Origin of the sequence: Streptomyces sp. NBC_00536 (assembly GCF_036346295.1) — a bacterium.
Lineage (GTDB): Bacteria > Actinomycetota > Actinomycetes > Streptomycetales > Streptomycetaceae > Streptomyces.
In genome coordinates this window covers 925,335-947,191 of record NZ_CP107819.1, presented here as the reverse complement: position 1 = coordinate 947,191, position 21,857 = coordinate 925,335, and the positions used below count along the sequence as shown (strand labels likewise).

Genomic DNA, 21,857 nt, shown 5'->3' with positions numbered 1-21,857 from the left:
TGGGTGAGACCCTGGCTGCATGGCCGAAAGGGACGAATCCCTCGCGGTCGACTGGCCTGCCCGCCCGGACCTGAGCCTCGCGCTCAACCGGATGGGCACCTTCGACTGGGACCTCGACAGCGGGCAGATGCATCTGGACCCGACCGCTCTCAAGGTCTTCGAACTGCGCCCGGAGGAGTTCGAAGGGACCCCCGGCGGGCTCCGCGTTCGGATCCCGCCCGGTGAGGAGGCCCGGCTGGACGCGCGGGTCGCCCAGGCGCTCAAGGACGGGCGCAGCCACTACGGCGCCTACTTCCGGATCCGCCGCCGTGACGGCTCCTTCAGCTGGACCCACATCCAGGGCCACATCCTGCGCGACCCCACGGGGCGCCCGTACCGGATCATCGGGATCGTCCGGGACGCGGACCTCGATCCCGGCGAGCCCGGGGCCCGGAGCGAGCGGGACGAGGGGAGTCGGCGGCTGACGGGGGTGGTGGAACGGACCACCGCCATCCTGGCCCACGCCCGCACCGTCAACGACGTCACCGACATCCTCAAGGACCCCGCCGCGCTCGGTCACCTGGGCGCGGTCAGCGTGATGCTCGGGGTGGTGGACGGGGGCCGGGTCCACCTGGTGGCGGAGGGGCAGCTGGGCACGTACGTCCCCGAGATCGAATACACGCGGCTCGACGCCGACCTCCCGATGAGCGAGGCCGTACGCACGCTGCAACCGGTGTACGTCACCTCCCGCGACGAGTTCCAGCGCCGCTACCCGCTGCTCTGGCGGTACATCGAGCCGCTCTCCGTGCGCAGCGGGGTCTACCTCCCGCTGATCGCCCAGGGCCGCCCGATCGGCACGATCGGGCTGCTGTACGCGCGGGAGGGCGATTTCACCGCCGAGGAGAGCAACCTGCTGGTCGCCCTCGGCAGCGGCATCGCGCAGAGCCTCCAGCGGGCCATCCTCTTCGAACAGGAACACGACCTCGCCGAGGGCCTCCAGCGGGCCATGCTGCCCCGCAGCATCCCCGAGGTGCCGGGCGCGCTGATCGCCGTGCGCTACCGGGCGGCCCGGATGGGACGGGACATCGGCGGGGACTGGTACGACGTGATCCCGCTCGGCGAGGGCCGGGTCGGCGTGATGATCGGCGACGTCGAGGGACACGACACGGACGCGGCCGCGGTCATGGGGCAGCTGCGGATCGTCCTGCGCGCGTACATCGCGGAAGGACACACCCCGGGCACCGCGATGGCGCGGGCCTCCACGTTCCTGCGCGAGCTGGAGACGGAACGCTTCGCGACCTGTACGTACGCGGAGATCGACCTGAACAGCGGCATGCTGCAGATCGTCCGGGCCGGGCACCTCGACCCGGTCGTGCGGCGCGGGGACGGCAGCTGCCACCGGGTGTCCGCGGCCGGCGGCCTGCCGCTGGGCCTGCCGCCGCGCGACCGGTCCGGGGCGGGCTCCGGGTACCCGGTCACCACGATGGAGCTGCATCCCGGGGACACTCTGCTGCTCTTCACGGACGGGCTGATCGAGCGGCCGGGAGCGGACACGGACAGCGGGATGCGGGAGTTCATGGAAGCGGTGCGCGGCGGCCCGGTCGAGGTGGAGGAACTGGCCGACACGCTGTGCGATCTGGTCGGTGACTCCGGTACGGGCGACGACATGGCCCTGCTCCTGCTGCGCCGCCGGGGCACCCCCGCCCCGCGCGGCGGCGGTCCGCTGCGGCAGCGGCTGGAGCCGGGGGACGCGGAGGGCCCGACGCTGGCCCGGCACCTGATCAGGGCCGCCGTGGCGGCCTGGGGTGCCCGGGACCTGGCGGACGAGATCGAGCTGGCCGCCGACGAGCTGATGACCAATGCCCTGGTGCACACCGACGGGGGCGGCCAGGTGAACCTGCGGCTCACGGTCGAGGGCCGGATCAGGATCGAGGTCGAGGACTCCTCCAGCGCCCTGCCCCGGCGCCGCGAGGCGGGCGACTGGGCGGTGTCGGGCCGCGGGCTGATGCTCGTGGACCGGCTGGCCGACGAGTGGGGGGTCGAGCCGAAGGGCGCGGGCAAATGCGTCTGGTGCGAATTCGCCCTGCCCGTCGTTTCCGTCTCCGCCGCCGTCACGGCTCCCGCCGACCCGACCCCCGCCGCCCCGGCCCCCGACGCGCCTGTGTGAGCGGCGGTCAGACCAGGGCGTTCGGCCCCTGCGTGGCCTTCGCGTGCTGCATCGCGGTCAGTGTCCGGACGAACCGGACGGCCAGCACGCCCGAGGCGAGGAACAGCAGGTCGGCGGTGAGCGAGACCGTCGCGGAGGTGCGCAGGCCGGTCACCGAGTCGGACCCGGCGAGCCGGTTCGCGGCGAAGGAGAGGAGCTTGGAGCCGGTCCAGGTGGCCCACCAGGCCAGGACGGGGCCGTAGGAGACGCGCCGCCACGAACCGTCGGGCGCCGCCTGCGCACTGGCTCCCCAGATCTCCGTGGCCGTTTTGAACGGCAGCCACAGCTGACCGATCGGGATGAACCAGCAGCCCACCGCCCAGCGGGTGCCCCGGGCGAAGCCGTCGGGGGCGAACACCGCGGCGTTGACCCGGACCCGGTGGAACCAGACGAGGAAGACGACGGCGGTGGGCAGTTCCACGAACGCCTGGGCGCTCGCCGTCACGCTGCCGAGCCGGTCGGCGGAGGCGAACCCCTCCAGCGTCGCCTGCGTCGCACCGCCGTCGATGAAGGCGCTGACCGCCTCGTAGGCCCGGTAGTCGGCGAAGAGGCCGGCCAGACCGGCCAGCGTGGCCAGTGCGAGGAGCACGGTCAGCGCGGTCGCCAGGCCCGCGGGCGGGCCGGAAGGAGAAGCGGACGGCGCGGATGACTCGGACGACTCGGGCGGCGCGGTTGGATTGACGGATGACATGAAGAAAAGACCCCCCACGGGTACGGATGACGATGAAGGCCGGGCTCAGGACGCGGCGTACGGTCCCTGCGTCGCCTTCGTGACCTGCAGCGCCGTCAGCTTGCGGACGAAGAGGACGGCGAACACGGCGGAAACGGCCGACAGCAGGTCGCCCGCGGACGCGCTGCCGCGGCTGACCAGGTTCGAGCCCACGAAGGTCATCCACCACAGGGTGATGGGCGTGACGGAGAGGGCGCGGGCGGAGCCGTCGGGCCCGGCCTGGACGCTGGCCGCCCAGATCTCCTTGGCGATCCGGAACGGGCGGACGAGATTCAGGAACGGCACGAACCAGGCCCCGATGGCCCACCCGGGCCCCTGGCTGAAGAGGTCGGGCCGGAACGCCCCGCCGTTCACCCGCACCCGGTGGAACCAGATGATGAAGACGACTCCGGTGGCCACCAGGAGCGCGAGCTGGACGAGTGCGACGGAGCCGAGCAGCAGCGTTTCCCGGGTCAGCGGGTCATCGGCGCCGAAACCGGCCCCCGCGCCGTCCTCCGTGCCGAAGCCGATCAGGCCTGCCGCGAGGTCGACCGCGCCCGCCACGGCGAGCAGGACCGTGAGAGCGGTGGCCAGGCCGCTCGGCGAGCGCAGGGCCCAGGAGACGGGTGCGGGTACGGGCGGACTGGTGGCGTCGTAGGACATGAAGAAGGACCCCCCACGGGTACATGTGATGCATATAAAGAAACCCGCCGAGGGCGGGACCTGCGCGAACATATGCCAGAGATCGACTCCTGTCCAAGGGTTTCGACGGCAGGTGACGGACTGGGGACGGCGAATGGCTGAACCGGCCGAGTAGCGGTGGTTTTATCTGCTTGTTTCCCCGTTGACCGGCTCATCCTGCCAAGGTGTCCACACACCGCCCGCTGCTGACGCTCCTTCTCGCCACGGCCGTTCTGCTGGGCCCCGCCCCCACCGCGGCCGCCGATGCCGATGACGGCACCGAGACCGCCCGGACCAGTCGCCCGCTCGCCCCCGGCATCCGGCTCGAGTCCTACGACCGCCTGGAGCGCGACCGCTGGCTGCGCGTCGACGAACTCGCCGTCGACCTGGGCGCCCCCGGCGTACGGGCCGAGTACCTGGGCGGGGACGGCCCGGCGACCGTCGCCGACGCCGCGGCCCGCCACCCCGCGGGCCCGGGCCGCCGGGTGGCCGCGGCCGTCAACGGGGACTTCTTCGACATCGGGGCCACGGGCGCCCCCCTCGGGCCCGGCGTCCGCGGCGGCCGCCTGCTGCACGCTCCCGCCCCGGGCGCGGGAGCCGCCGTCGGCTTCGGCGCCGACGGCGCGGGCCGGGTACTGACCCTCGGGCTCGACGGCAGCGTCACCCTGCCCGGCGGTCCCCGCCCGCTCGCCGGGTACAACACCGCCCGGCCGCCCGCCGAGGGGTACTTCGCCTACACCGCCGACTGGACCTGGGGCCCCCTCCCGGCCCCCGGACCGGGCCCGGCCGCCGAAGCCGACGTACGGGACGGGCGGGTCACGGCGGTACGTTCGCCCGCGCGTGGCACACCGCCCGCACCCGGCGTCACCGTGCTGGTCGGCCGGGGCCGGGCGGCGGCCCGGGTCGCGGCCCTGCGCTCGGGGGACCCGGTGTCCCTCTCGGCGCGGCTCCGGGGCGGCGACGGCGGTGCGCCCCTGGTGTCCGCCCTCGGCGGGCGCGCGGCCCTGGTGGTGGCCGGAGTACCGCAGGACCACGAGGGCGAACCGAACGACACCGCGGCCCCGCGCACCGCGGTGGGCCTCTCCCGGGACGGCCGCGCGCTCCGCGTCGTCACCGTCGACGGCCGCCGGCGCGACAGCGGAGGCCTCACCCTCACCGGGCTCGGGCGGCTGATGCACGGCCTCGGGGCGCACGACGCCCTCAACCTCGACGGCGGCGGTTCCACCACCCTGCTCGCCGGACGCAGCGGGACCACCGCCCTCGACCTGGAGAACTCCCCGTCCGACGGGAGCCCGCGCAAGGTCGCCAACGGGCTGGTGCTCACCGTCCCCACCGGCTCCGGCCGTGCCGTCGGTTACCGCGTCGAAGCACTAGGCGGCGCCACCGGGGTCTTCCCGGGCCTGACCCGTGCTCTCACCGCCACCGGCTACGACGCCACCCTCGGCCCGGTGGCTCCCGGCTCCGCCGCGGACGGCCCCCAGTGGTCGGTGGACCCGGGCGGATCCGGCCGGGTGGATTCCGGCGGGGTCTTCCACGGAGTGCGCCCCGGGAGCGCGTCCGTGCGCGCGCGCCGCGCGGAAGCCGGGGGAGCGCTCCACCTGGACGTGCTCGGCCCGCTCACCGGCATCCGGCCGAGCACACGCCGGCTCGGCCTCGCGGACCCCGCCGAGAAGGGCGCCTTCGGGCTCACCGGTCTCGACGCACAGGGCCGGGCCGCCCCGGTCGAGGGCCGTGACGTGCGGTGGGAGTACGACCGTACGCGCTGGCGGGTCGGCGAGGACGGGCGCGGCGGCTTCACGATGACCGCGCTCGTGCCGCGGGCCACGGGGCGGATCCGGGCCACGGTCGCACCGCCCGGTGCCGCGGCCGTGACCACCGAACTCGCCGTGGGGGTCGGCCTGGTGGAGGAGGGCCTGGCGGACCTGAGCGACGCGGAGCGGTGGCGCGGGCCGGGCGCGAGCGCGGCCCCCGGGCACACCGGGACCGGCCTGCGCCTCACGGTCACCGCCGGGCGCGGACGGGAGCCGCGGCCAGCCCCGCTCCGGGCTGCGGCGGCTGCCGCGGAGCCGCCGCGGCCCGTACCGCTGCCGGACCTGGCACGGTCCCTCGCCCTCTGGGTCGAGGGCGACGGCTCCGGCGGCCGGGTCGAGGCCCGGCTGCGCCAGGGGGACGGTGAGCGGGTGGTGCTGCGCGGGCCCGTAGTCGACTGGAAGGGCTGGCGCCGGATCACCCTGCCCGTACCGGCGTTGGCCGAGCGCCCGCTCGCCCTAGACCGGCTCTCGGCGAGCGCCGGTCCGCGCCCGGGCACGCTGGTGCTGGACACCCTGACCGCGCAGGGCCCGCAGGCCGCTGCGGCGCCGCCCGTCCCCGTGGTCCGTGACCCGGCCCTCGCGGCGACGCCCGCCGAAGTACGGGCCCGCCCCTGGCGGTTCGCGCTGCTGGCCGGCGGTCAGTCGGCGGCGGACCTGCGCCGGGCCCGGGAGGAGATCCGCGCCGAACGCCCCGAGCTGGTGCTCGCCTCCGGCGACGCGCCCTCGTCGTCCGTGCACCGGGGCGTACGGTTCCTGCGCCTCGACGGCGCTCACCGGACCCTCGACGGGGGCGGGCTGGAGCGGCTGCGGGCGCTGCGCGAGGGGATCGCCGCGGCGGGCCGGGAGGCCGCCACCGGCGCGCTGGTCGTCGTACAGGACGACGGGGCCGGGCCGTCAGCCGTCGACCGGAAGGAGGCCGCGCTGCGGGAGCGGCTGCTCGCAGAGTTCCGGCGGGCCACCGGCAAGGGCGCCGCGGTGGTGACCCTCGGCGGACCCGTGACCGGGGTGGGCCGGGCCGAGGGCGTGCTGTCGGTGACGGCGGGACGCTCCGGCTGGGTCCTGGTGGGGACCGACGGCGCCGCGGGCGGGGGCGGGAGCGTGGGACGGGAGCACGAGTGGGTCTCCGTGGAACCGCGTCCGGGGCCCGCGCCCGCGCCCGTCGCCGTCGTGGCTCCCGCGCCCGTGGCCGGGCAGGCGGCGGGGATCAGAGGGCCACGAGGGTGACCTCGGTCGCCTTGACGCTGGTCCACACGGGGGCGCCGTCGGCGAGGCCCAGTTCGGCGGCGGCCTGCGGGGTGATCTCGGCGACCAGGTCGGGGGCCTCGGGCGAGGCGATCAGGATCCGGAGCCTGCTGCCGGCGGCGGTGATCTCGCGGACGGTGCCGGGCCACACGTTGCGGGGGCTGCCGCCGGGCCGGTCCCGGTGGACCGAGACGGCCTCGGGGGCGATGATCGCGAGCGCCGGGGCGCCGTCCGGCAGGGCGTCCGCGACCACCAGCCGACCGCCGCCGGGCAGCGCGAGACCCTCTGCTGACGCGGTCCCCGCCCAGGCGTTGCGGCCGAGCATGCGGGCCACCCACGGGGAGCGTGGGTGGCGGGTGACTTCGGCGGGGGTGGCGTCCTGGAGGGTGCGGCCGTCGGCCAGGACGAGGACCCGGTCGGCGAGGGAGACGGCTTCGACGGGGTCGTGGGTGACGATCAGGCAGACCCCGCCGAAGCCGGCGAGATGGGTGCGCAGGGTGTGCCGCACCCGCGCGCGGGTGGTCTGGTCGAGGGCGGCGAGGGGTTCGTCGAGGAGGAGCAGGCGGGGGCGGGCGGCCAGGGCGCGGGCCAGAGCGACGCGCTGGGCCTGGCCGCCGGAGAGCTGGGCGGGCTTGCGGTGGGCGAGGTGGCCGACGCCGAGCCGGTCGAGCCAGGCCTGTGCCTCGGCGCGGGCCTCGGTGCGTGGAACTCCGCGGGCGCGCAGTCCGTAGGCGGTGTTGGCGAGGGCGGTTTGGTGGGGGAAGAGGGCGCCGTCCTGGGGGACCCAGGCGACCTGGCGTTTGTGCGGGGGCAGGGTGGTGACGTCGAGGTCGCCCAGCTTCAATGCGGCGTGGGCGCGGGGGGTGAGGCCGAGGAGGGCGCGCAGGAGGGTGGTCTTGCCGGCGCCGTTCTCGCCGACGACGGCGATGGTGGTGCCGGGTTCCGCGTCCAGGGTCAGTTCGTTGAAGCCGGTGACGGTGGCGTGCAGCGGCCAGGGATCGGTGGCCTTCGAGGGGGTGGGGGCTGCGCCGGGCCCGTCGGGAGCGGGTGCGGGAGCGGTCGCGGAGCCCGGGCCGGTGGTGTCGGCGGTGGCGCCGGGGGGCTCCGTACGGTCGGCGGAGAGCGGGGCTCCGGTCCACCGTCCGCGCAGCCCGATCAGTACGGCCATGGCGATCGCGAGCAGCAGCAGCGACAGCGAGGTGGCCGCCTCGGGCTGGTCCTGGAGCAGCAGGTAGACCTGGAGCGGGAGGGTTTGGGTGGTGCCGGGCAGGTTGCCCGCGAAGGTGATCGTCGCGCCGAACTCACCGAGGGCCCGGGCCCAGGTCAGCGCGGCTCCGGCGATCAGGCCGGGGGCCACCATGGGCAGCGTGACCGTGAAGAACACCCGGACCGGCGAGGCCCCGAGGGAGGAGGCGGTCTCCTCGTAGCTCTGCTTGAGGCCGCCGAGCGCCCCCTCCAGGCTGATCACCAGGAACGGCATCGCGACGAAGGTCGCGGCGATGACCGCGCCCGAGGTGTGGAAGGGGAAGGTGATGCCGAAGGTGCCCTCCAGCCAGGGGCCGAGCAGTCCGCGCCGCCCGAAGCCGAGCAGCAGGGCGACACCGCCCACGGTCGGCGGGAGCACCATCGGCAGCAGCACGAGGGAGCGGACGACGGGCTTCCCGGGGAACCGCACCCGGGCTAGCAGCCAGGCCAGCGGCACCCCGAGGAGGAGGGAGAGCCCGAGCGCCCAGAACGAGACGTAGAGGGAGAGCTTGAGCGCCTCCACCACGCCCGGCGTGGTGAGGTGCGTGCCCAGTCGGCTCCACTGGGTGCGCACGAGGATGCCGAGGAGCGGGAGGAACAGGAAGGCGACGGCGAGCAGCGCGGGCAGCGCGAGGGCGAACGGCGGCCGGGTGCGGGTACCGGTGCGGGCGCGCGTACCCGTGGGGGTACGGGTGCCGTCACGGTCGGCGGGGCCGCCGCGGCGGCTTCGGGATATGGCCATCTGCTCTGCCTGCTCCGGCTCTTGTGCCCGCTCGGGACGTGGAGGTGGACGTGGACGCCGGAAAGGAGGAGGGGGCTGCCTGTTCCCCCCGGACCAGGCAGTCCCTCTCCTCCTCAACCCGCCGTGGTGCCCCGCCGGAGCGGGGCGCCGTGGGCTACGCCTGCTGGAAACCGGCGTCCTGCAGGATCTTCTGTGCCTCGGGGGTGCTCAGCCACGCCACGAACGCGGCCGCGGCCTCGGCGTTCTTGGAGCCCTTGAGGGAGGCGGCGGGGTAGGACGCGACGGCGTTCTGCTCGTCCGGGATGTCGACGGTCGTGACCTTGTCCCCGGACTTGATGGAGTCCGTCTTGTAGACGAGACCGGCGTCGGCTTCGCCCAGCTCGACCTTGCTCAGCACGGCGCGGACGTTCGGCTCCTGGGAGACCGGCTTCACCTCGATCTTCTGGGCGTCGAGGATCTGCTTGCTGTAGCGGCCGACCGGGACCTCGGGGGCCGCGAGGACCACCTTGATCTTGGTGTTGGCGAGGTCCTTGAGGGACCCGATCTTGAAGGGGTTGCCCTTGCCCGCCGCGATGACCAGGCGGTTCTTCGCGATGACCTTGGGCGCGTTGGCCTCGGCGCTGAGCCCGTCCATGGTCTTGGTGTCGGCGGTGACCAGGGCGTCGGCCGGGGCGCCCTGCTTGACCTGGGCGGCCAGCTCCTGCGAACCGGCGAAGGAGAAGGTGATCTTCGTACCGGGGTTGGCCTTCTCGTACGCGGCGCCGGCCGTCTTGAAGACGTCGGTGAGCGAGGAGGCGGCGAGGACCGTCAGGCTGGCGGCCTTCGGCGCGGCGGCCGACGGGGAGGCGGACGCGGCGGCGCTCGCGCCGTCGGCGGCCGGCTTCTTCGCGTCGTCCTTGCCGCAGGCGGTCAGCGGGACGAGCAGGGCGGCGCCCAGGACGGCGGCGGCCGCGCGGCGGCGGTTGATGCTGGTGGAGAACATGTGGATACGGCTCCTCGGGTCTGGCAAGGACCCGCGCCGGTGACGGGCGGAGCGGGTGGGGACGGGCGTACAGGTGGTGCGTACGAGCGGTACGGAGGTACGGGCCGACCGGTGGGGCGGTCCGTACCGGGTGCGGCTAGGCGCGGTCTATGTGGACGCTGGTCGACTTCACGCGGGCGGTGGCCTGCATGCCGACCTCCAGGCCCAGTTCCTCGACGGCCTCGCGGGTGAGCAGGGAGACGAGGCGGTGGGGACCCGCCTGGATCTCGACCTGGGCGGCCACGTCGCCGAGCTTGACGGCGGTGACGATCCCGGGGAAGGCGTTGCGGGCCGAGGTGTACGGCTCACCGTCCTCGGTGTGGGCGCCCTGGCCCACTTCCACGGAGAAGGCGGCGAGGGCCCGGCCGTCGATGAGCCGACGGCCGCTCTCGTCCCGATGGGTCGAGACCCGGCCGGCATCGGCCCAGCGACGGGCGGTGTCGGGGCTGACGCCGAGCAGGCGTGCCGCCTGGCCGATGGTGTAGGACTGCATGTGCGACAAGGTAGGGGCACATCTGCCGCATTTGCAATTCCATTGGGATGATGTACATGGCAGGTGCCGTGGCCTTTGTCGCATCCGCCAAAGTCGATTCCATTTCCCGGTGGCCGGAGCCCCGGTTGCGGGAGCCCCGATGGATAGAGTCGGGGCATGGCTGATGAGGGAACGGCAACGGCAACGGGAACGGCGCGGGTGGACAGCTGGATCTGGTCGGTACGGCTGACCAAGACCCGCTCGCTCGCGGCCGCCGCCTGCCGGGCGGGACACGTGAAGGTCAACGGCGAGCGGGCCAAACCGGCCCAGCCGGTCGGCCCGGGCGACGAGGTGCGGCTCTTCCACGCGGGGCGCGAGCGGATCGTCGTGGTCCGGCGGGCCGTGACGAAGCGGGTCGGCGCACCGGTCGCGGCCGAGTGCCTGACCGACAACAGCCCGCCCCCGCCGACCCCCGTCGAGGCGGCCGTCGTCGGCATCCGCGAGCGGGGCGCGGGCCGTCCGACCAAGCGCGAACGCCGGGACATCGAGAACCTGCGGGGCCGCTGAACGGTGGGCCCGGGGGGCGGAAGGGCGGCGGGGCCGGTCAGACCTTCCGGTAGGCGTAGGCCTCGCCCGCCGCCAGGGCCACGGCGTCCAGCGGGGCGCCGGTCGAGGCGGTCACCACCGCGGCCACCGCGCCCTCCAGGAACGGCGCGTCGAGCAGGCGCGATCCGGGCGGCAGTTCCTCGTCCAGCAGGAGCGACTTGACGGTCAGCACCGAACTGCCGAGGTCCGCGATCAGTGCCACCCCCGCGCCCCGGTCCACCGAGCGGGCCGCCGCCACGATCAGCTCGGCGCTCGTGCCCAGCGCACCGTCGGGCGTGCCACCCGCGACGGCCACCAGGGCGGCGGGACCTCCCGCCACCATCGCGGACGCCAGCTCCGACACGGACCGGGCGACCGCCGCGCTGTGTGAGACCAGCACGATCCCGACGAGCGCCGCGCCCTCCTCCACGCTTCCGGTCCCGCTCACTCCCCGTCCTCCGCCGGAGCGGCCGCATCGGCGCTGTCCGCCGTGTCGGCGAGCGCTCCGAGCAGCAGGGCCGCCGAGGTGGCCCCCGGGTCCTGGTGTCCGATGCTGCGCTCGCCCAGGTAGCTCGCCCGTCCCTTGCGGGCCTGGAGCGGTACGGTCGCCAGCGCCCCGTTCAGCGCCGCCTCCGCCGCCGCGCGGTACGACGTACTCAGCGCCGCGACCCCCGGAACCAGTGCGTCCAGCATGGTCTTGTCGCCCGGCGCGGCCCCGCCCAGCTGGGCGACCGCGCCCACCCCCGCGTACAGGGCCTTGCGCAGCGCGTCGTCGGAGACCTCCGGGGCGTCGCCGAGTTCCTTCCCGGTGCGCCGCAGCAGGGTTCCGTAGAGCGGGCCGGAGGCGCCGCCCACCGCGCCGATCAGGGTCCGCCCGGCCAGCTGGAGCACGGCGCCGGGCGACGGGGGCACCCCGGCGTCGAGTGCGGCCCGTACCGCCAGGAAACCGCGCAGCAGATTGCTCCCGTGGTCGGCGTCGCCGATGGGCGAGTCCAGCTCCGTCAACCGGTCCGCCTCGCGCTCCACCGAGACGGCCACGGCGGCCATCCAGCGCCCGAAGAACTCCGCGTCCCGCACCGCGTCCCGCACCGGATCTCCTCGCAGTTGATCACCCGTCACCCTGCCCGCTCCCCAGCCTACTTCCCGTCGGCCACCCCCCGTTGGTCAGCGGCCCCAGCGCAGCGCGGTGGTCTGCACGGGCGCGTCCCACAGCCGCAGCAGCTCGTCGTCGGCGCGGCACAGGGTCACCGAACACCCGGCCATGTCCAGCGCGGTGACGTAGTTCCCGACCAGGGCGCGCGCCACGGGAACGCCCCGCTCCGCGAGCACCCGCGCGACCTCGGCGTGGAACCCGTACAGCTCCAGCAGCGGGGTCGCGCCCATCCCGTTGACCAGGGCCAGGACCGGTCCGTCGGCCGGACCCACCTCGTCCAGTTCCTGCAGGACGGCCCCCACGGCGACCTCCGCGATCTCCCGCGCGGTCATCATCGGGCGCCGCTCCCGGCCCGGCTCGCCGTGGATGCCGATGCCCAGTTCCAGCTCGCCCTCCGGCAGGTCGAAGGTGGGGCTGCCCTTGGCGGGGGTGGTGCACGGGCCGAGCGCGACCCCGAAGCTGCGGGAGGCGGCGTTCACGCGCCGGGCGAGGGCCGCGACCCGGTCCAGCGGCGCGCCTTCCTCGGCGGCCGCCCCGGCGATCTTCTCGACGAAGAGGGTGGCGCCGGTGCCGCGCCGTCCGGCCGTGTGGAGGCTGTCGGTGACCGCGACGTCGTCGTTGACCAGCACCCGCTCGATCCGGATGCCGTCCTCGTCGGCGAGTTCGGCGGCCATCTCGAAGTTGAGGACGTCCCCCGTGTAGTTCTTGAGGATGAACAGCACCCCCTGCCCGCTGTCCACGGCGGTCGCGGCCCGCAGCATCTGATCGGGCACGGGCGAGGTGAACACCTCTCCGGGGCAGGCCGCCGACAGCATGCCGTACCCCACGAACCCGGCGTGCAGCGGCTCGTGCCCGGACCCGCCGCCGGACACCACCCCGACCCGGCCACCCCCGCGCACGTCCCGGCGTACGACGATCCGCCGCTCCACGTCCACGTCCAGCTCGGGATGCGCGGCTGCCATCCCCCGCAGCGCGTCGGCGACGACGGTCTCCGGACTGTTGATCAGCATCCTCATGCGCATCTCCCGGTGGGGTGGGCGGACGATTCTGGGGCCAGTGTTCCGCATGGCGGAGGAATCAGCCCCGCGGCGTGTGAGGCGCCCCCGGCGGGACGTCGCCCTGCTGACCCAGGTAGTCGGCGTAGGCGTGCTCCACGGCCCGCGGCATCGCGGCGCCGAAGGCCTCCAGGGTGGTCAGCCCGTGGGCGGCCCGGCCGAGGGCGACGCCCGACCGGTGCGTCAGTCCGGGGAAGGCGCTCTCCAGCGAGTACAGGCTGACCTGCATGTCCAGGCGGTGCCGGGCGCACAGGACGATCGTCCCCGGTTCCCGGGCCGCGTCCAGGGCGGCCAGCCCGGCCCGCAGTTCCGGCACCCGCAGCGCCCAGGCGTCCACGAGCAGGATCAGCGGTCCACTGGAGGCGACGCCGCGCACGACCCGTGTGACCTCGTCGGCGAGGGTGGAGACGTCCACCTGCTCGTTGAGCTGGAAGGCGAGGCCGGTGGCCACGTCCGCGAGGGGCCGCGCGGATTCGGGGTGGTACGGGTTCCAGTCGTCCGGGGTGTCGCCGTAGTAGCGCGGATCGCGCCCTTCGGGCAGGTTCCGCAGCGTCGGCGCGACGACGGCGATCCGCAGGCTCTCCTCGGACCGGGTGGCGGCCCGGAAGGCGCTTGGGACGTTCAGGTAGTCGACGGTCCGGCGGGAAGGGAGGGGCGCGCTCTCGCCCACTTCGACGATCCTCGTCGCCAGCGCGTGGACCGCCTGGCGGTATTCCTGGGCGAACGCCCGGAGCCTCATCAGCGCGTACAGGCCTTCGCTCGTGTAGTCCTCCCCGAAGGGGCGGGAGTCGAACTGCACGCGCCGGGCGACCCGCGGCATCTGTTCGGGCAGGGTCAGAACCCAGAGCGCGGGCACGATCGCCTCGACCGGTTCGACCCCGCGTGCACGCTCGTAGAGGGAGCGCTGGGCGAACGCGAACCACTCCTTGCCGCACGTCTCGCTGGCGAAGTAGCGGGGCGAGTAGAGCGGGACGAACACCCGGCAGGTGGCCAGTACGTGGCCCAGCCGGTCCGACCACCCCTCACCGAGCCCGATCTGCCGGTCCATGAACCCCGCGGCGGCCCCCTCGGGCAGGTCCGCCAGGGCCATCACCTCATCACACAGGTCGCGGAAGAAGCGCTCGACCGACTCGTTCACGTCCGGCCCGGTCGTGCCCAGGCGGGGCGTGTGGGCGTAACTGAGGAAGAAGTAGGGCCGGTCGTCGGCCGGAGCGCGCACCCGGCCCGACACGGCGGGCGGCGGCTCCGGTCGCGGTTGCCCGGACGGGGCCGCCAGTCGCGGTCGGGGCCCCGCTTCCAGGCCCTGGAGCGTACGGTCCGACGCCCGGGCGAAGGGCACCGCCGCGGCGGAGATCCCCGCGGCCCCCGCCGGGTCGGGGACCAGGGCCGGGAAGCCGCCCGGGGCTCCGGCGTGCCCCGCGATGAACCGGCTCACCGCCTCCCGGGTGCGCAGCGCGTCGCGCGCGCCGAGCCTCGGCGCCAGCCGCTCGCGCACGCCCTCCCGGAAGCTCAGCACCGGCCCGCCGTCCGCGGTCCCGCCGTCTGCCACTGCGCCGTCCGGCGTTTCGATGAAGACCAGCCCGCCGACGACCACTTCGGCCAGGTCGGCCGCCGTCGCCTCCGGGACGAGTTCCTGCCGGATCACATGGAGGAGGCCGGTGTGCAGTCGCGCGTACGAGGAGCAGAGCACCGCGAGCCGGACGGCGGGCGTCGACGCCCGGTGCAGGAACGCCTCGGCCAGCTGCCCGGCGTCGGCGGGCGGCTCCGCGGGGGCGGGGGCGGGCCCGGGCAGGCCCGGCCCGCGCACCAGCACCGCCTCGCAGCCCTCCGGGTCCCCGCGCATCAGGGTGCGGGCCCAGCGGGAGACGGCGCGCGGCGACAGGCCGACGACGGGCAGCGGGAGCCAGGCGTCCCGGAGGCCCTCCGGCGGCGGGTACAGCTGCTGCGCCAGGGTGTGGGCGGTGAACCGCAGCGCGGAGTTGCGCGCGCCCGGCGCGCCGGGCGGGGTGACCCGCACCGCCGGGAGGTCGAGGCCGGAATGCCGCCAGATCCGTGGCGGGAGCGGGTTGACCAGCACGGTGGGGGTGGCCGCGGCCCAGCCGTGCAGCCGGTCCCAGAACGCGCCCCCGCCCCCGCCCCCGCCCCCGGCGCCGGACACGCAGTCCGAGAAGACGAGCACCAGCCGCCGCGGCCGCGCCGACCGCGCGCCGGTGCCCCCGAGGCCGCCCGGGACCGGGCCCGCACCCGTGCCGGGGCCCGGGCCCCAGGAGCCGGTCTCGCGGACCCGCAGCGTACGGAAAGCACCCGTCGAGGCCAGCACCTTCACCAGCTCGGCGCCCGCGTCCTCCCACACGGCCATGGTCGGCGACCGGTCGAGGACCACGGTCAGGTCGAACCAGCGTTCCGGGGCCGGGCGGAACGCGGGCAGCAGTTCCCCGCTGCGGGCGTACGCCGCGACCGTCGCCCCGATGTCCAGGCGCGTACTGCGCCCCGCGGTCCAGGCCCGGCGCAGCGGCCGCAGGGCGCGGGCGATCTCCCGGGCGCGCGGGAGCGCGGCGGCCCGGGGCACGGAGACCTCCCGGGCGGGGAGCGCCTCGCCGCCCGGCGCCGACGGACCGTACACATCGCGGCCCGGGCGCCACGGCCCGATCCGCTCCCGCGGATCGGCGGCGCCGGGGGAGCCCGCGCCCTCCGCGACTCCCGTGTCCCCGGCGGCAGTTGCCCGCTCCCGCCGCAGCGCGGCCAGCCAGAGCAGCTCGGCGATCGCGAGCCCGTCCAGCTCCCGGCCGAGCCCGTGCAGGGCCGGGACGACGGCCGCCAGCGGGCCGCCGCCCCCGGCCCGCACCGGCTCGCCCGGGGGCCGCGGCGGCGGCGCGGGGGACTCAGGCACCCGAGAGGTCCCTCATGAGCAGGGCGATCAGTTTCTCCCGCTCGGCGCCCGGGGAACGGGCCGGACCGTCCAAGAGGTGCAGGGTGCCCAGCAGTTGGTCGATCGCCACGCTCTCGCCCGCCGCCACGCGCCGTACGAAGTCGTCCACCAGCTCGGCCGCCGGTCCCGCCTCGCCGACCTCCAGGCACAGGTGGCCGCGTACGACGTCACGGATCAGCTCGGCGGTCGGCTTGGGCATGGTGTAGCGCACGCAGCGCCGCAAGAAGGGCGCGGGCAGCTCCTGTTCGCCGTTGCTCGTCATCACGATGAACGGGAACTCGGTGCACTGCACGTGCCCGTGCTGCACCAGGTGCCGCTCCGGGCTCTCCCAGACCCGCACCCACGCCTCGTCCTGCTCCTCGCGCATCAGCTCGGTCACCCGGAACTCCCCGCGTTCCAGGACGTCGAGGAGGTCTCCGGGAAGGTCCAGGTCGGCCTTGTCGATCTCGTCGACGAGCAGCGCGCGGGGGCGCGGCGACGGCAACAGCGCCGTGCCCAGGGGCCCGAGGGTCAGGAAGGCGGCGATGTCGTCCACGCCCGCCGCACCGCCCGCCCGCGCCTTCTCCTGCTGGAGCCGGTGCGCGTGGATGCGGCCGAGCGCGTCGTAGCGGTACAGGGCGTCCGCGAGCGAGCTGCGCGAGGTGACGTGCCAGCGCAGTACGGGCCCCAGCGCCAGCTCCGCGGCCACCTGCTCGATCACCGTGGACTTCCCGGTGCCCGGCCCGCCGGTGATCAGCAGGGGGCGGCGCAGCGCCAGGGCCGCGTTCACGGCGTCGGACAGCCCCTCCGGCGGCCGGAACACCTCGGCCGACGACGGGATGGGGAAGGTCCGCCACGGTGGCGGTTCGGGCAGTGCGGCGGCGGGCCTCGGCACGCCGTCGCCCCGGTAGTACGCGTCCCAGGTCATGGGGTCCCCTCGGATCGGTCGCGGATACGGGGAGCCGCCGTCCACAGGAGGCGGCAGAAGCGCAGCCAGTCCTCGTCGTCCCAGACGGCGCGGAGGTCGGCGAGGTCCGCGCGGCCCTCGCCGAGCCAGCGCTCGCGGTAGGCGCGCGCCAGGGCGCCCGGCATGGCCCACCAGTCCTGGTCGAGGCTGGCGTGGCGCTCCTCGGGGAAGCCCTCCGCCGTGTGCGGCCACAGCAGGACCGGGGTGTAGGCGAGCAGCAGCTCCATCAGCGGGGCATCGGCGCCGGGATGCCGGGTGAGGCCGATCCCACGGGCGTAGCGCCCGACCCGCAGGTGCCCGCGCAGCGTCCGCGCGTCGACGAGGTCCTCGTGCGCCAGCCAGTCCACCGGCGTGCTCCCCTGGCACCGGGCGATGGCTTCCCAGCGGGCGGCGACCACGGGCTCGATGCTGCGCAGCGCGGCGTCGGGGGTCAGCCGGCTGCTCCAGTGCAGGCGTACGTCGTACCGGATGCCCAGGAGCATGGCGGCGCCCGCCTCTTCGGGCCGCCAGGACAGGAGCAGCCCGCTCGGGACGGCCAAGTCAAGCCGTTTCAGGGGGAGTTCCAGGGTCCTGGCGTGTTCCTCCGCCCACAGCGCTGCCTCTTCGACGGCGCTCTCGGCGCCCTTGCGGTCCGCGGTGTCGCAGGGGAACTGCTCGTGGTGGATGACCGAACCGTCCAGCAGCAGCCAGCCGTCGAGCACCTCGGGCCAGTCCCCGATCAGGGAGGAGTGCAGGCTGACGACGAGGCCGAGCCGCTGGCCCTCGGTGCGCCGGGCGGTGTGCTCGATGGCGTCGTTGACCTCGACGGGCGCCTCGATCCGGGCGGCCCAGGACCGCAGTTCGGGGTCGGCCAGGTCCTTCCCGCAGGCCTGGGCGAGGAGGGTGACGAACCGGGCGACGACCCGCCTGCCGTCCCGGTCGGTGGCCGGGTGGTTGAAGGTCAGCTCGTCGATGATGCCGACGTCGGTGAGGTGCGCGGCGCCGTCGGGCAGCCGTCCCTCGGCCGCCAGCATGCTGTACAGCGCGTGCCGCAGCCGGGCGCTGGTCAGGCCGGCGCCGATCCAGTTCCGGATGAACCCGACCGTACGGACCGCGACGAGCAGGCCGTCGACGGCGCGCAGGGCCCGCTCGCGGTGCGGGCCCGGCGGGAGGCGGAGCAGGTCGTCGCGGCAGCGCAGCGCCGCCCGCAGGTCCGGCGCGCCGTCCGGCACGGGCACCGGGGGATCCAGGGCGGCGAGCGCCTCGGTGAGTTCCTCGCCCGCCAGACGGCCACCGAAACCGCCCAACAGCCCCTCGCGGCACCGTGCGTTGCGGGCGATCCACAGCGGCGCGTCGGCCGCCCCGTCCGCGTCCCAGTCGAATCCGGCGACGTCCTGGCCGACGAGGACCCCGCGCAGCGCCTCGCGGGCGTCGGACACGCCGAGGGTGGCGCCGGTGCCGGGGAGTCCCTCCCGCAGCAGGGCGGTCAGGTGCCGGGAGAAGGAGAGGCCGACGGCGGGCTGGCCGAGGGAGGAGGCCATCAGCAGCCCCAGCCGGGTCCGGCCGCCCCGGGCGCCCCCGGCCAGGTCCGCCATGGCCGGGGGCGCCCCGGCGGCGTTGCAGGTGTCGACGATGCCGAGCACGCCGTTCACCCCGGGGTGGTCCACGGCCCGGACCAGCAGCTCGGCCACGTTCACCGCGCCGTGGCGCAGGTCCTCGGTGGAGTCGGCGCACATGAGGTGCAGGGTGCTGGTGCGCCCGGCGGCGAAGCCGTGCCCGAGGAAGGCCAGGACGAGCGTCGCGCGGTGCTCGGCCGCGTGCCCGATGGCCTCGTCCACCGTGTCCAGGAGGGCCCGGCTGGTCAGGCCGTCACCGGCGACCAGGGCGGCGCGCCCGTCCGGCAGCCCCGGCTCGCAGGCGCCGAGCGAGGCGTCGGCGAGCGCCGCGTACAGCCCGGCCGCCGCCTCCTCCAGCCGGATCAGCGGGCCCATCGGCGGGCACTGCGGCGCGAGCACCAGGACGTGACGGCGCCCGGTCCGGCGGTGTCTCACCTGGGGTACCCGCCCGCCAGCCGGGCCAGTGTCTGAGCGACGGGTCCCGCGACGGCCGGCTGCGCGAGGTACTTCCCGGCGGAGTGCACCCAGGCGCCGTCCGAGTCGACCCGCCGGGACTTCGGCGCGACGCCGCGCGCGTTCGCCCGTACGTCCCGTTCCAGCAGGGGGCGCACGGCGAGGATGTCGTCGCGGTCCCAGAAGTTCAGCCAGCCGCCGACGCCCTCGGGCACGGCCGGAGGGCGCGGGACGAGCCGCGGCCACACGGCCGTCCGCATGCCGATCGGCGAGCCGATCGTGACGAACAGCGGTACGGGGGAGGCGAGTTCATGCAGGGCCTCCAGAGCGACCACGGACCCCAGGGAGTGCGCCACCACCACCGCAGGACCGTCCCCGACGGCCTCGGCGATCCGGGCACGGATCCGGCGGTCCAGGCCGGAGCCGTCCGCCCCGGGCTCGCCTCGCGCCAAGTACCGGGCCACTTGGGAGAGGTGACCGACCATCACCTTGGGGGTGATCCACCGGGCGGCGCCGTCCCACGGCCGCAGCGACAGCAGCGTGGTCGCCACATTGAGCGCGCGGCGCACGACCTGGCCGCTGCCCTGCTCCTGGTCCCGGGGCGCGGCCTGCGCCCGGGCATGGTCGAGGACCCGGGCGTGGCCGGGGGTCCAGTGCTCGTCCTCGTCGGCCTCCTCCGCGAGGCCCTCCACCCAGGCGACGAGCAGCTCCGCCAGGGCCGCGTCCACCGCGGCCGACGCCTCGCCGGGGGCGGCGCCGGGCCCGCCGTAGGGGTCTTCGGCGCCCTGCGCCTGGGCCGGGCCGAAGAGGTCCCCGTAATGCGCGAAAGTACACCGGGCCCCTTCGCCGGAGACCAGGGCGCGCGCCGCTCCCGCGTGCCCGGCCTCCCGCATGCCCTCGGCCAACCACCGTGTCCAGTCGCCGAGTTCACGGGCCGGGTCGCGCGGGCCGCCGATTCCGTGGACGAACACCAGCCGTGGCCGCATCGGACCCCTCCCCGTGGCACAGCGCCGTGTGCTGGCAGGTTAGCAACGCCCCCGCGGGCCCGCGCCCGGATCACCGAGTTCGTGCAGTGGCAGCCCGTTCAGCCCGCGTGGACGTGCGGGCGGCGGGCCCGGTCGGGTTCCGCCTCCCGGATGACCTCGCGGGTGACCGGGGCGACCTCGCCCTGCCCGAAGAGGAAGAAGCGCAGGAAATGGGCGAAGGGGTTGCCCTCGGTCCATTCGAAGTAGATGTGCGGCCGCTTCCCGGTCTCGTCGCGCACGTGCAGGAGCAGCGCGGCGAGCGCGTTCGGTACGGTCGAACTCTCCAGGGTCAGCACCCGGTAGCGGCCGTGGAGCACCTCGCCCCGCACCCGCAGCCCGGATTCGAACTCGGACGGGTCGAGGACCGTCACCTCGACGAACAGCACGTCGTCCGCGGCCGGGATGTCGTTGTCGGCGCGGATCTGCTGGACCTTGTCGCGGTATTCGGCGAGGTCGCGGCTGTCGGGCTCGTTGGCGATGAACCGGATGGTGCGGTTGGCCGTGTCGCGCACGAACCGCTGGGCCATGTCGTCGAGTTCCACGTCGGTGACGCGCAGCTCGAAGACGCGGGCGAGGCGGGACAGCAGCGAGAGCGCCATGATGCCCGCGATGAAACAGGCACCGATCTTCACGCCGTCGGGCCGCTCGACCACGTTGACCGCCGTCGTGTAGACGAAGACGACGGAGATCAGGCCGAAGGCGAGGGTCCAGCCGCGCTGCCGGGCCCGCCGGGCGGCGATCGTGACGGCGACCGCCGCCGAGGTGATCAGGACCAGCACTCCCGTGGCGTACGCGCCGCCCTGCGCGTCGACATCGGCGTCGAAGAGCCACGTGACCAGGAAGGCGACCAGGGTGAACACGATGACCATCGGGCGCAGCGCGCGGGCCCAGTGCGGGGCCATCCCGTAGCGGGGCAGGTAGCGCGGCATGAGGTTGAGCAGACCGGCCATCGCGGAGGAACCGGCGAACCAGAGGATGAGGATGGTCGCGACGTCGTAGACGGTGCCGAAGGTGGAACCCAGGTGCTCGTGCGCGAGGTAGGCGAGCGCGCGCCCGTTGGCCGCGCCGCCCGGCTTGAACTCGTCGGCCGGGATCAGCAGGGTGGTGATGAAACTGCTGGTGATGAGGAAGACGCTCATGATCACGGCAGCCGTGGTCAGCAGCTTCTTGGCCCCGCGGATCCGCCCCGCGGGCTTGTCGGGAGTGTCGTCCGGGTCGCCCTGGACGTGCGGCATGACCGCGACACCGGTCTCGAACCCGGACAGGCCGAGGGCGAGTTTGGGGAAGACGACGAGGGCGATGGCGATCATCATGAACGGGTTGCCGTGCTGGGTGGTCAGCGCCGCCGACCAGTCGGTGATGACGTGCGGCTCACTGATCACCTGCCACAGACCCACCGCCATCACCACCACGTTCAGCGTGAGGTAGGCGCCCACCAGGACGACGGCCACCCCGATCGCCTCGCTGAACCCCTTGAGGAACACCGCGCCCAGCAACGCGATCATGATCAGGGTGATGACCAGCTGGTGCCCGCTCAGCACGCTGGTGAGGTGCGGGTTCTCCACCAGGTGCGCGGTCGCGTCCGCGGCGGAGAGGGTGATGGTGATGAGGAAGTCGGTGGCCGCGAACCCCAGCAGGGTCAGCACGAACAGCTTGCCCTTCCAGAAGGACAGCAGCCGCTCCAGCATCGCGATCGAGCCCTCGCCGTGCGGGCTCTCCTCGGCCACCCGGCGGTAGACGGGCAGCGCGCCGAGCAGGGTCAGGACGACGAGCACGATCGTGGCGAGCGGCGAGAGCAGGCCCGCGGCGAGCGCCGCGATCCCGGGCTGGTAGCCGAGCGTGGAGAAGTAGTCCAGGCCGGTCAGGCACATCACGCGCCACCAGGGACGCCCGTGCTGACCCTGCTCGCCGCCCTCCTGCCCCTGGCCCCGCTCCTGCTTCATCTGATCGGTGAGGCCTTCCAGCATCCAGGCGCGCAGGCGCGTGGAGCGGGTGGAGATGGCCATCG

16 protein-coding genes are annotated in these 21,857 nt (G+C 74.8%); 3 read left to right on the top strand and 13 right to left on the bottom strand.

What is annotated here, in order from left to right; genetic code table 11:
- Positions 1-19: 19 nt before the first annotated feature.
- Positions 20-2,146: a SpoIIE family protein phosphatase gene (locus OHS33_RS03980; RefSeq protein ID WP_330328970.1), complete on the top strand. Its 2,127-nt coding sequence runs from the start codon at positions 20-22 to the stop codon at positions 2,144-2,146.
- Between the two features lie 7 nt (positions 2,147-2,153).
- Here the strand turns inward: OHS33_RS03980 and OHS33_RS03975 are convergent, their stop codons facing one another.
- Both OHS33_RS03975 and OHS33_RS03970 read right to left on the bottom strand, forming a co-directional pair.
- Entirely contained in the window at positions 2,154-2,876 is a 723-nt protein-coding gene (locus tag OHS33_RS03975) for a DUF4328 domain-containing protein (protein ID WP_330328969.1), read from the bottom strand.
- Between the two features lie 45 nt (positions 2,877-2,921).
- Positions 2,922-3,557 (bottom strand): DUF4328 domain-containing protein, encoded by a 636-nt coding sequence (locus OHS33_RS03970; RefSeq protein WP_330328968.1) that lies wholly within the window; start codon positions 3,555-3,557, stop codon positions 2,922-2,924.
- A gap of 203 nt (positions 3,558-3,760) precedes the next feature.
- Between OHS33_RS03970 and OHS33_RS03965 the strand changes: the two genes are divergently transcribed.
- Positions 3,761-6,610, top strand: a complete 2,850-nt coding sequence (locus tag OHS33_RS03965; RefSeq protein ID WP_330328967.1) for a phosphodiester glycosidase family protein — start codon at positions 3,761-3,763, stop codon at positions 6,608-6,610.
- On the opposite strand, the gene OHS33_RS03960 is transcribed toward OHS33_RS03965, so the two are convergent.
- The 3 genes from OHS33_RS03960 to OHS33_RS03950 form a co-directional block, all read right to left on the bottom strand.
- Complete coding sequence (locus OHS33_RS03960; protein WP_330328966.1) at positions 6,591-8,615, bottom strand: ABC transporter permease; 2,025 nt, start codon at positions 8,613-8,615, stop codon at positions 6,591-6,593. The two genes, OHS33_RS03965 and OHS33_RS03960, sit on opposite strands and share 20 nt — an antisense overlap.
- A gap of 154 nt (positions 8,616-8,769) precedes the next feature.
- On the bottom strand, positions 8,770-9,597 hold the full coding sequence (modA, locus tag OHS33_RS03955) for a molybdate ABC transporter substrate-binding protein (protein ID WP_330328965.1): 828 nt from the start codon (positions 9,595-9,597) through the stop codon (positions 8,770-8,772).
- Positions 9,598-9,733: 136 nt separating this feature from the next.
- Entirely contained in the window at positions 9,734-10,129 is a 396-nt protein-coding gene (locus OHS33_RS03950; protein WP_330328964.1) for a TOBE domain-containing protein, read from the bottom strand.
- 156 nt (positions 10,130-10,285) lie between these two features.
- On the opposite strand from OHS33_RS03950, the gene OHS33_RS03945 reads away from it, so the two are divergent.
- Complete coding sequence (locus OHS33_RS03945) at positions 10,286-10,675, top strand: RNA-binding S4 domain-containing protein (protein WP_330328963.1); 390 nt, start codon at positions 10,286-10,288, stop codon at positions 10,673-10,675.
- Positions 10,676-10,712: 37 nt separating this feature from the next.
- On the opposite strand, the gene OHS33_RS03940 is transcribed toward OHS33_RS03945, so the two are convergent.
- The 8 genes from OHS33_RS03940 to OHS33_RS03905 form a co-directional block, all read right to left on the bottom strand.
- Positions 10,713-11,141 (bottom strand): PTS-dependent dihydroxyacetone kinase phosphotransferase subunit DhaM, encoded by a 429-nt coding sequence (locus OHS33_RS03940; RefSeq protein WP_330328962.1) that lies wholly within the window; start codon positions 11,139-11,141, stop codon positions 10,713-10,715.
- Positions 11,138-11,770 (bottom strand): dihydroxyacetone kinase subunit DhaL, encoded by a 633-nt coding sequence (gene dhaL / locus OHS33_RS03935; RefSeq protein ID WP_330334897.1) that lies wholly within the window; start codon positions 11,768-11,770, stop codon positions 11,138-11,140. The genes OHS33_RS03940 and dhaL overlap by 4 nt, the downstream gene beginning before the upstream one ends.
- Positions 11,771-11,857: 87 nt before the next feature.
- Entirely contained in the window at positions 11,858-12,862 is a 1,005-nt protein-coding gene (gene dhaK, locus OHS33_RS03930; protein WP_330328961.1) for a dihydroxyacetone kinase subunit DhaK, read from the bottom strand.
- Between the two features lie 61 nt (positions 12,863-12,923).
- Positions 12,924-15,791 (bottom strand): TIR-like protein FxsC, encoded by a 2,868-nt coding sequence (locus tag OHS33_RS03925; RefSeq protein WP_330328960.1) that lies wholly within the window; start codon positions 15,789-15,791, stop codon positions 12,924-12,926.
- Positions 15,784-16,737 (bottom strand): AAA family ATPase, encoded by a 954-nt coding sequence (locus tag OHS33_RS03920; protein ID WP_330328959.1) that lies wholly within the window; start codon positions 16,735-16,737, stop codon positions 15,784-15,786. Before OHS33_RS03920 ends, OHS33_RS03925 begins: the two co-directional genes overlap by 8 nt.
- The gene (locus OHS33_RS03915; protein ID WP_330328958.1) at positions 16,734-18,806 is read right to left on the bottom strand and encodes a hypothetical protein; all 2,073 of its coding nucleotides are present in this window, start codon (positions 18,804-18,806) and stop codon (positions 16,734-16,736) included. The genes OHS33_RS03920 and OHS33_RS03915 overlap by 4 nt, the downstream gene beginning before the upstream one ends.
- Positions 18,803-19,810, bottom strand: a complete 1,008-nt coding sequence (locus OHS33_RS03910) for a hypothetical protein (RefSeq protein ID WP_330328957.1) — start codon at positions 19,808-19,810, stop codon at positions 18,803-18,805. Before OHS33_RS03910 ends, OHS33_RS03915 begins: the two co-directional genes overlap by 4 nt.
- A gap of 98 nt (positions 19,811-19,908) precedes the next feature.
- Positions 19,909-21,855, bottom strand: coding sequence for an amino acid transporter (locus OHS33_RS03905; RefSeq protein ID WP_330328956.1), 1,947 nt, complete (start codon positions 21,853-21,855; stop codon positions 19,909-19,911).
- Positions 21,856-21,857: the final 2 nt, after the last annotated feature.

What these genes read in the sequence shown, in the direction of transcription:
- OHS33_RS03980 (WP_330328970.1), top strand. Translation starts at nt 20, where the DNA reads ATGGCCGAAAGGGACGAATCCCTCGCGGTCGACTGGCCTGCCCGCCCG.
- OHS33_RS03975 (WP_330328969.1), bottom strand. Translation starts at nt 2,876, where the DNA reads ATGTCATCCGTCAATCCAACCGCGCCGCCCGAGTCGTCCGAGTCATCC.
- OHS33_RS03970 (WP_330328968.1), bottom strand. Translation starts at nt 3,557, where the DNA reads ATGTCCTACGACGCCACCAGTCCGCCCGTACCCGCACCCGTCTCCTGG.
- OHS33_RS03960 (WP_330328966.1), bottom strand. Translation starts at nt 8,615, where the DNA reads ATGGCCATATCCCGAAGCCGCCGCGGCGGCCCCGCCGACCGTGACGGC.
- modA (WP_330328965.1), bottom strand. Translation starts at nt 9,597, where the DNA reads ATGTTCTCCACCAGCATCAACCGCCGCCGCGCGGCCGCCGCCGTCCTG.
- OHS33_RS03950 (WP_330328964.1), bottom strand. Translation starts at nt 10,129, where the DNA reads ATGCAGTCCTACACCATCGGCCAGGCGGCACGCCTGCTCGGCGTCAGC.
- OHS33_RS03945 (WP_330328963.1), top strand. Translation starts at nt 10,286, where the DNA reads ATGGCTGATGAGGGAACGGCAACGGCAACGGGAACGGCGCGGGTGGAC.
- dhaK (WP_330328961.1), bottom strand. Translation starts at nt 12,862, where the DNA reads ATGAGGATGCTGATCAACAGTCCGGAGACCGTCGTCGCCGACGCGCTG.
- OHS33_RS03920 (WP_330328959.1), bottom strand. Translation starts at nt 16,737, where the DNA reads ATGACCTGGGACGCGTACTACCGGGGCGACGGCGTGCCGAGGCCCGCC.
- OHS33_RS03910 (WP_330328957.1), bottom strand. Translation starts at nt 19,810, where the DNA reads ATGCGGCCACGGCTGGTGTTCGTCCACGGAATCGGCGGCCCGCGCGAC.
- OHS33_RS03905 (WP_330328956.1), bottom strand. Translation starts at nt 21,855, where the DNA reads ATGGCCATCTCCACCCGCTCCACGCGCCTGCGCGCCTGGATGCTGGAA.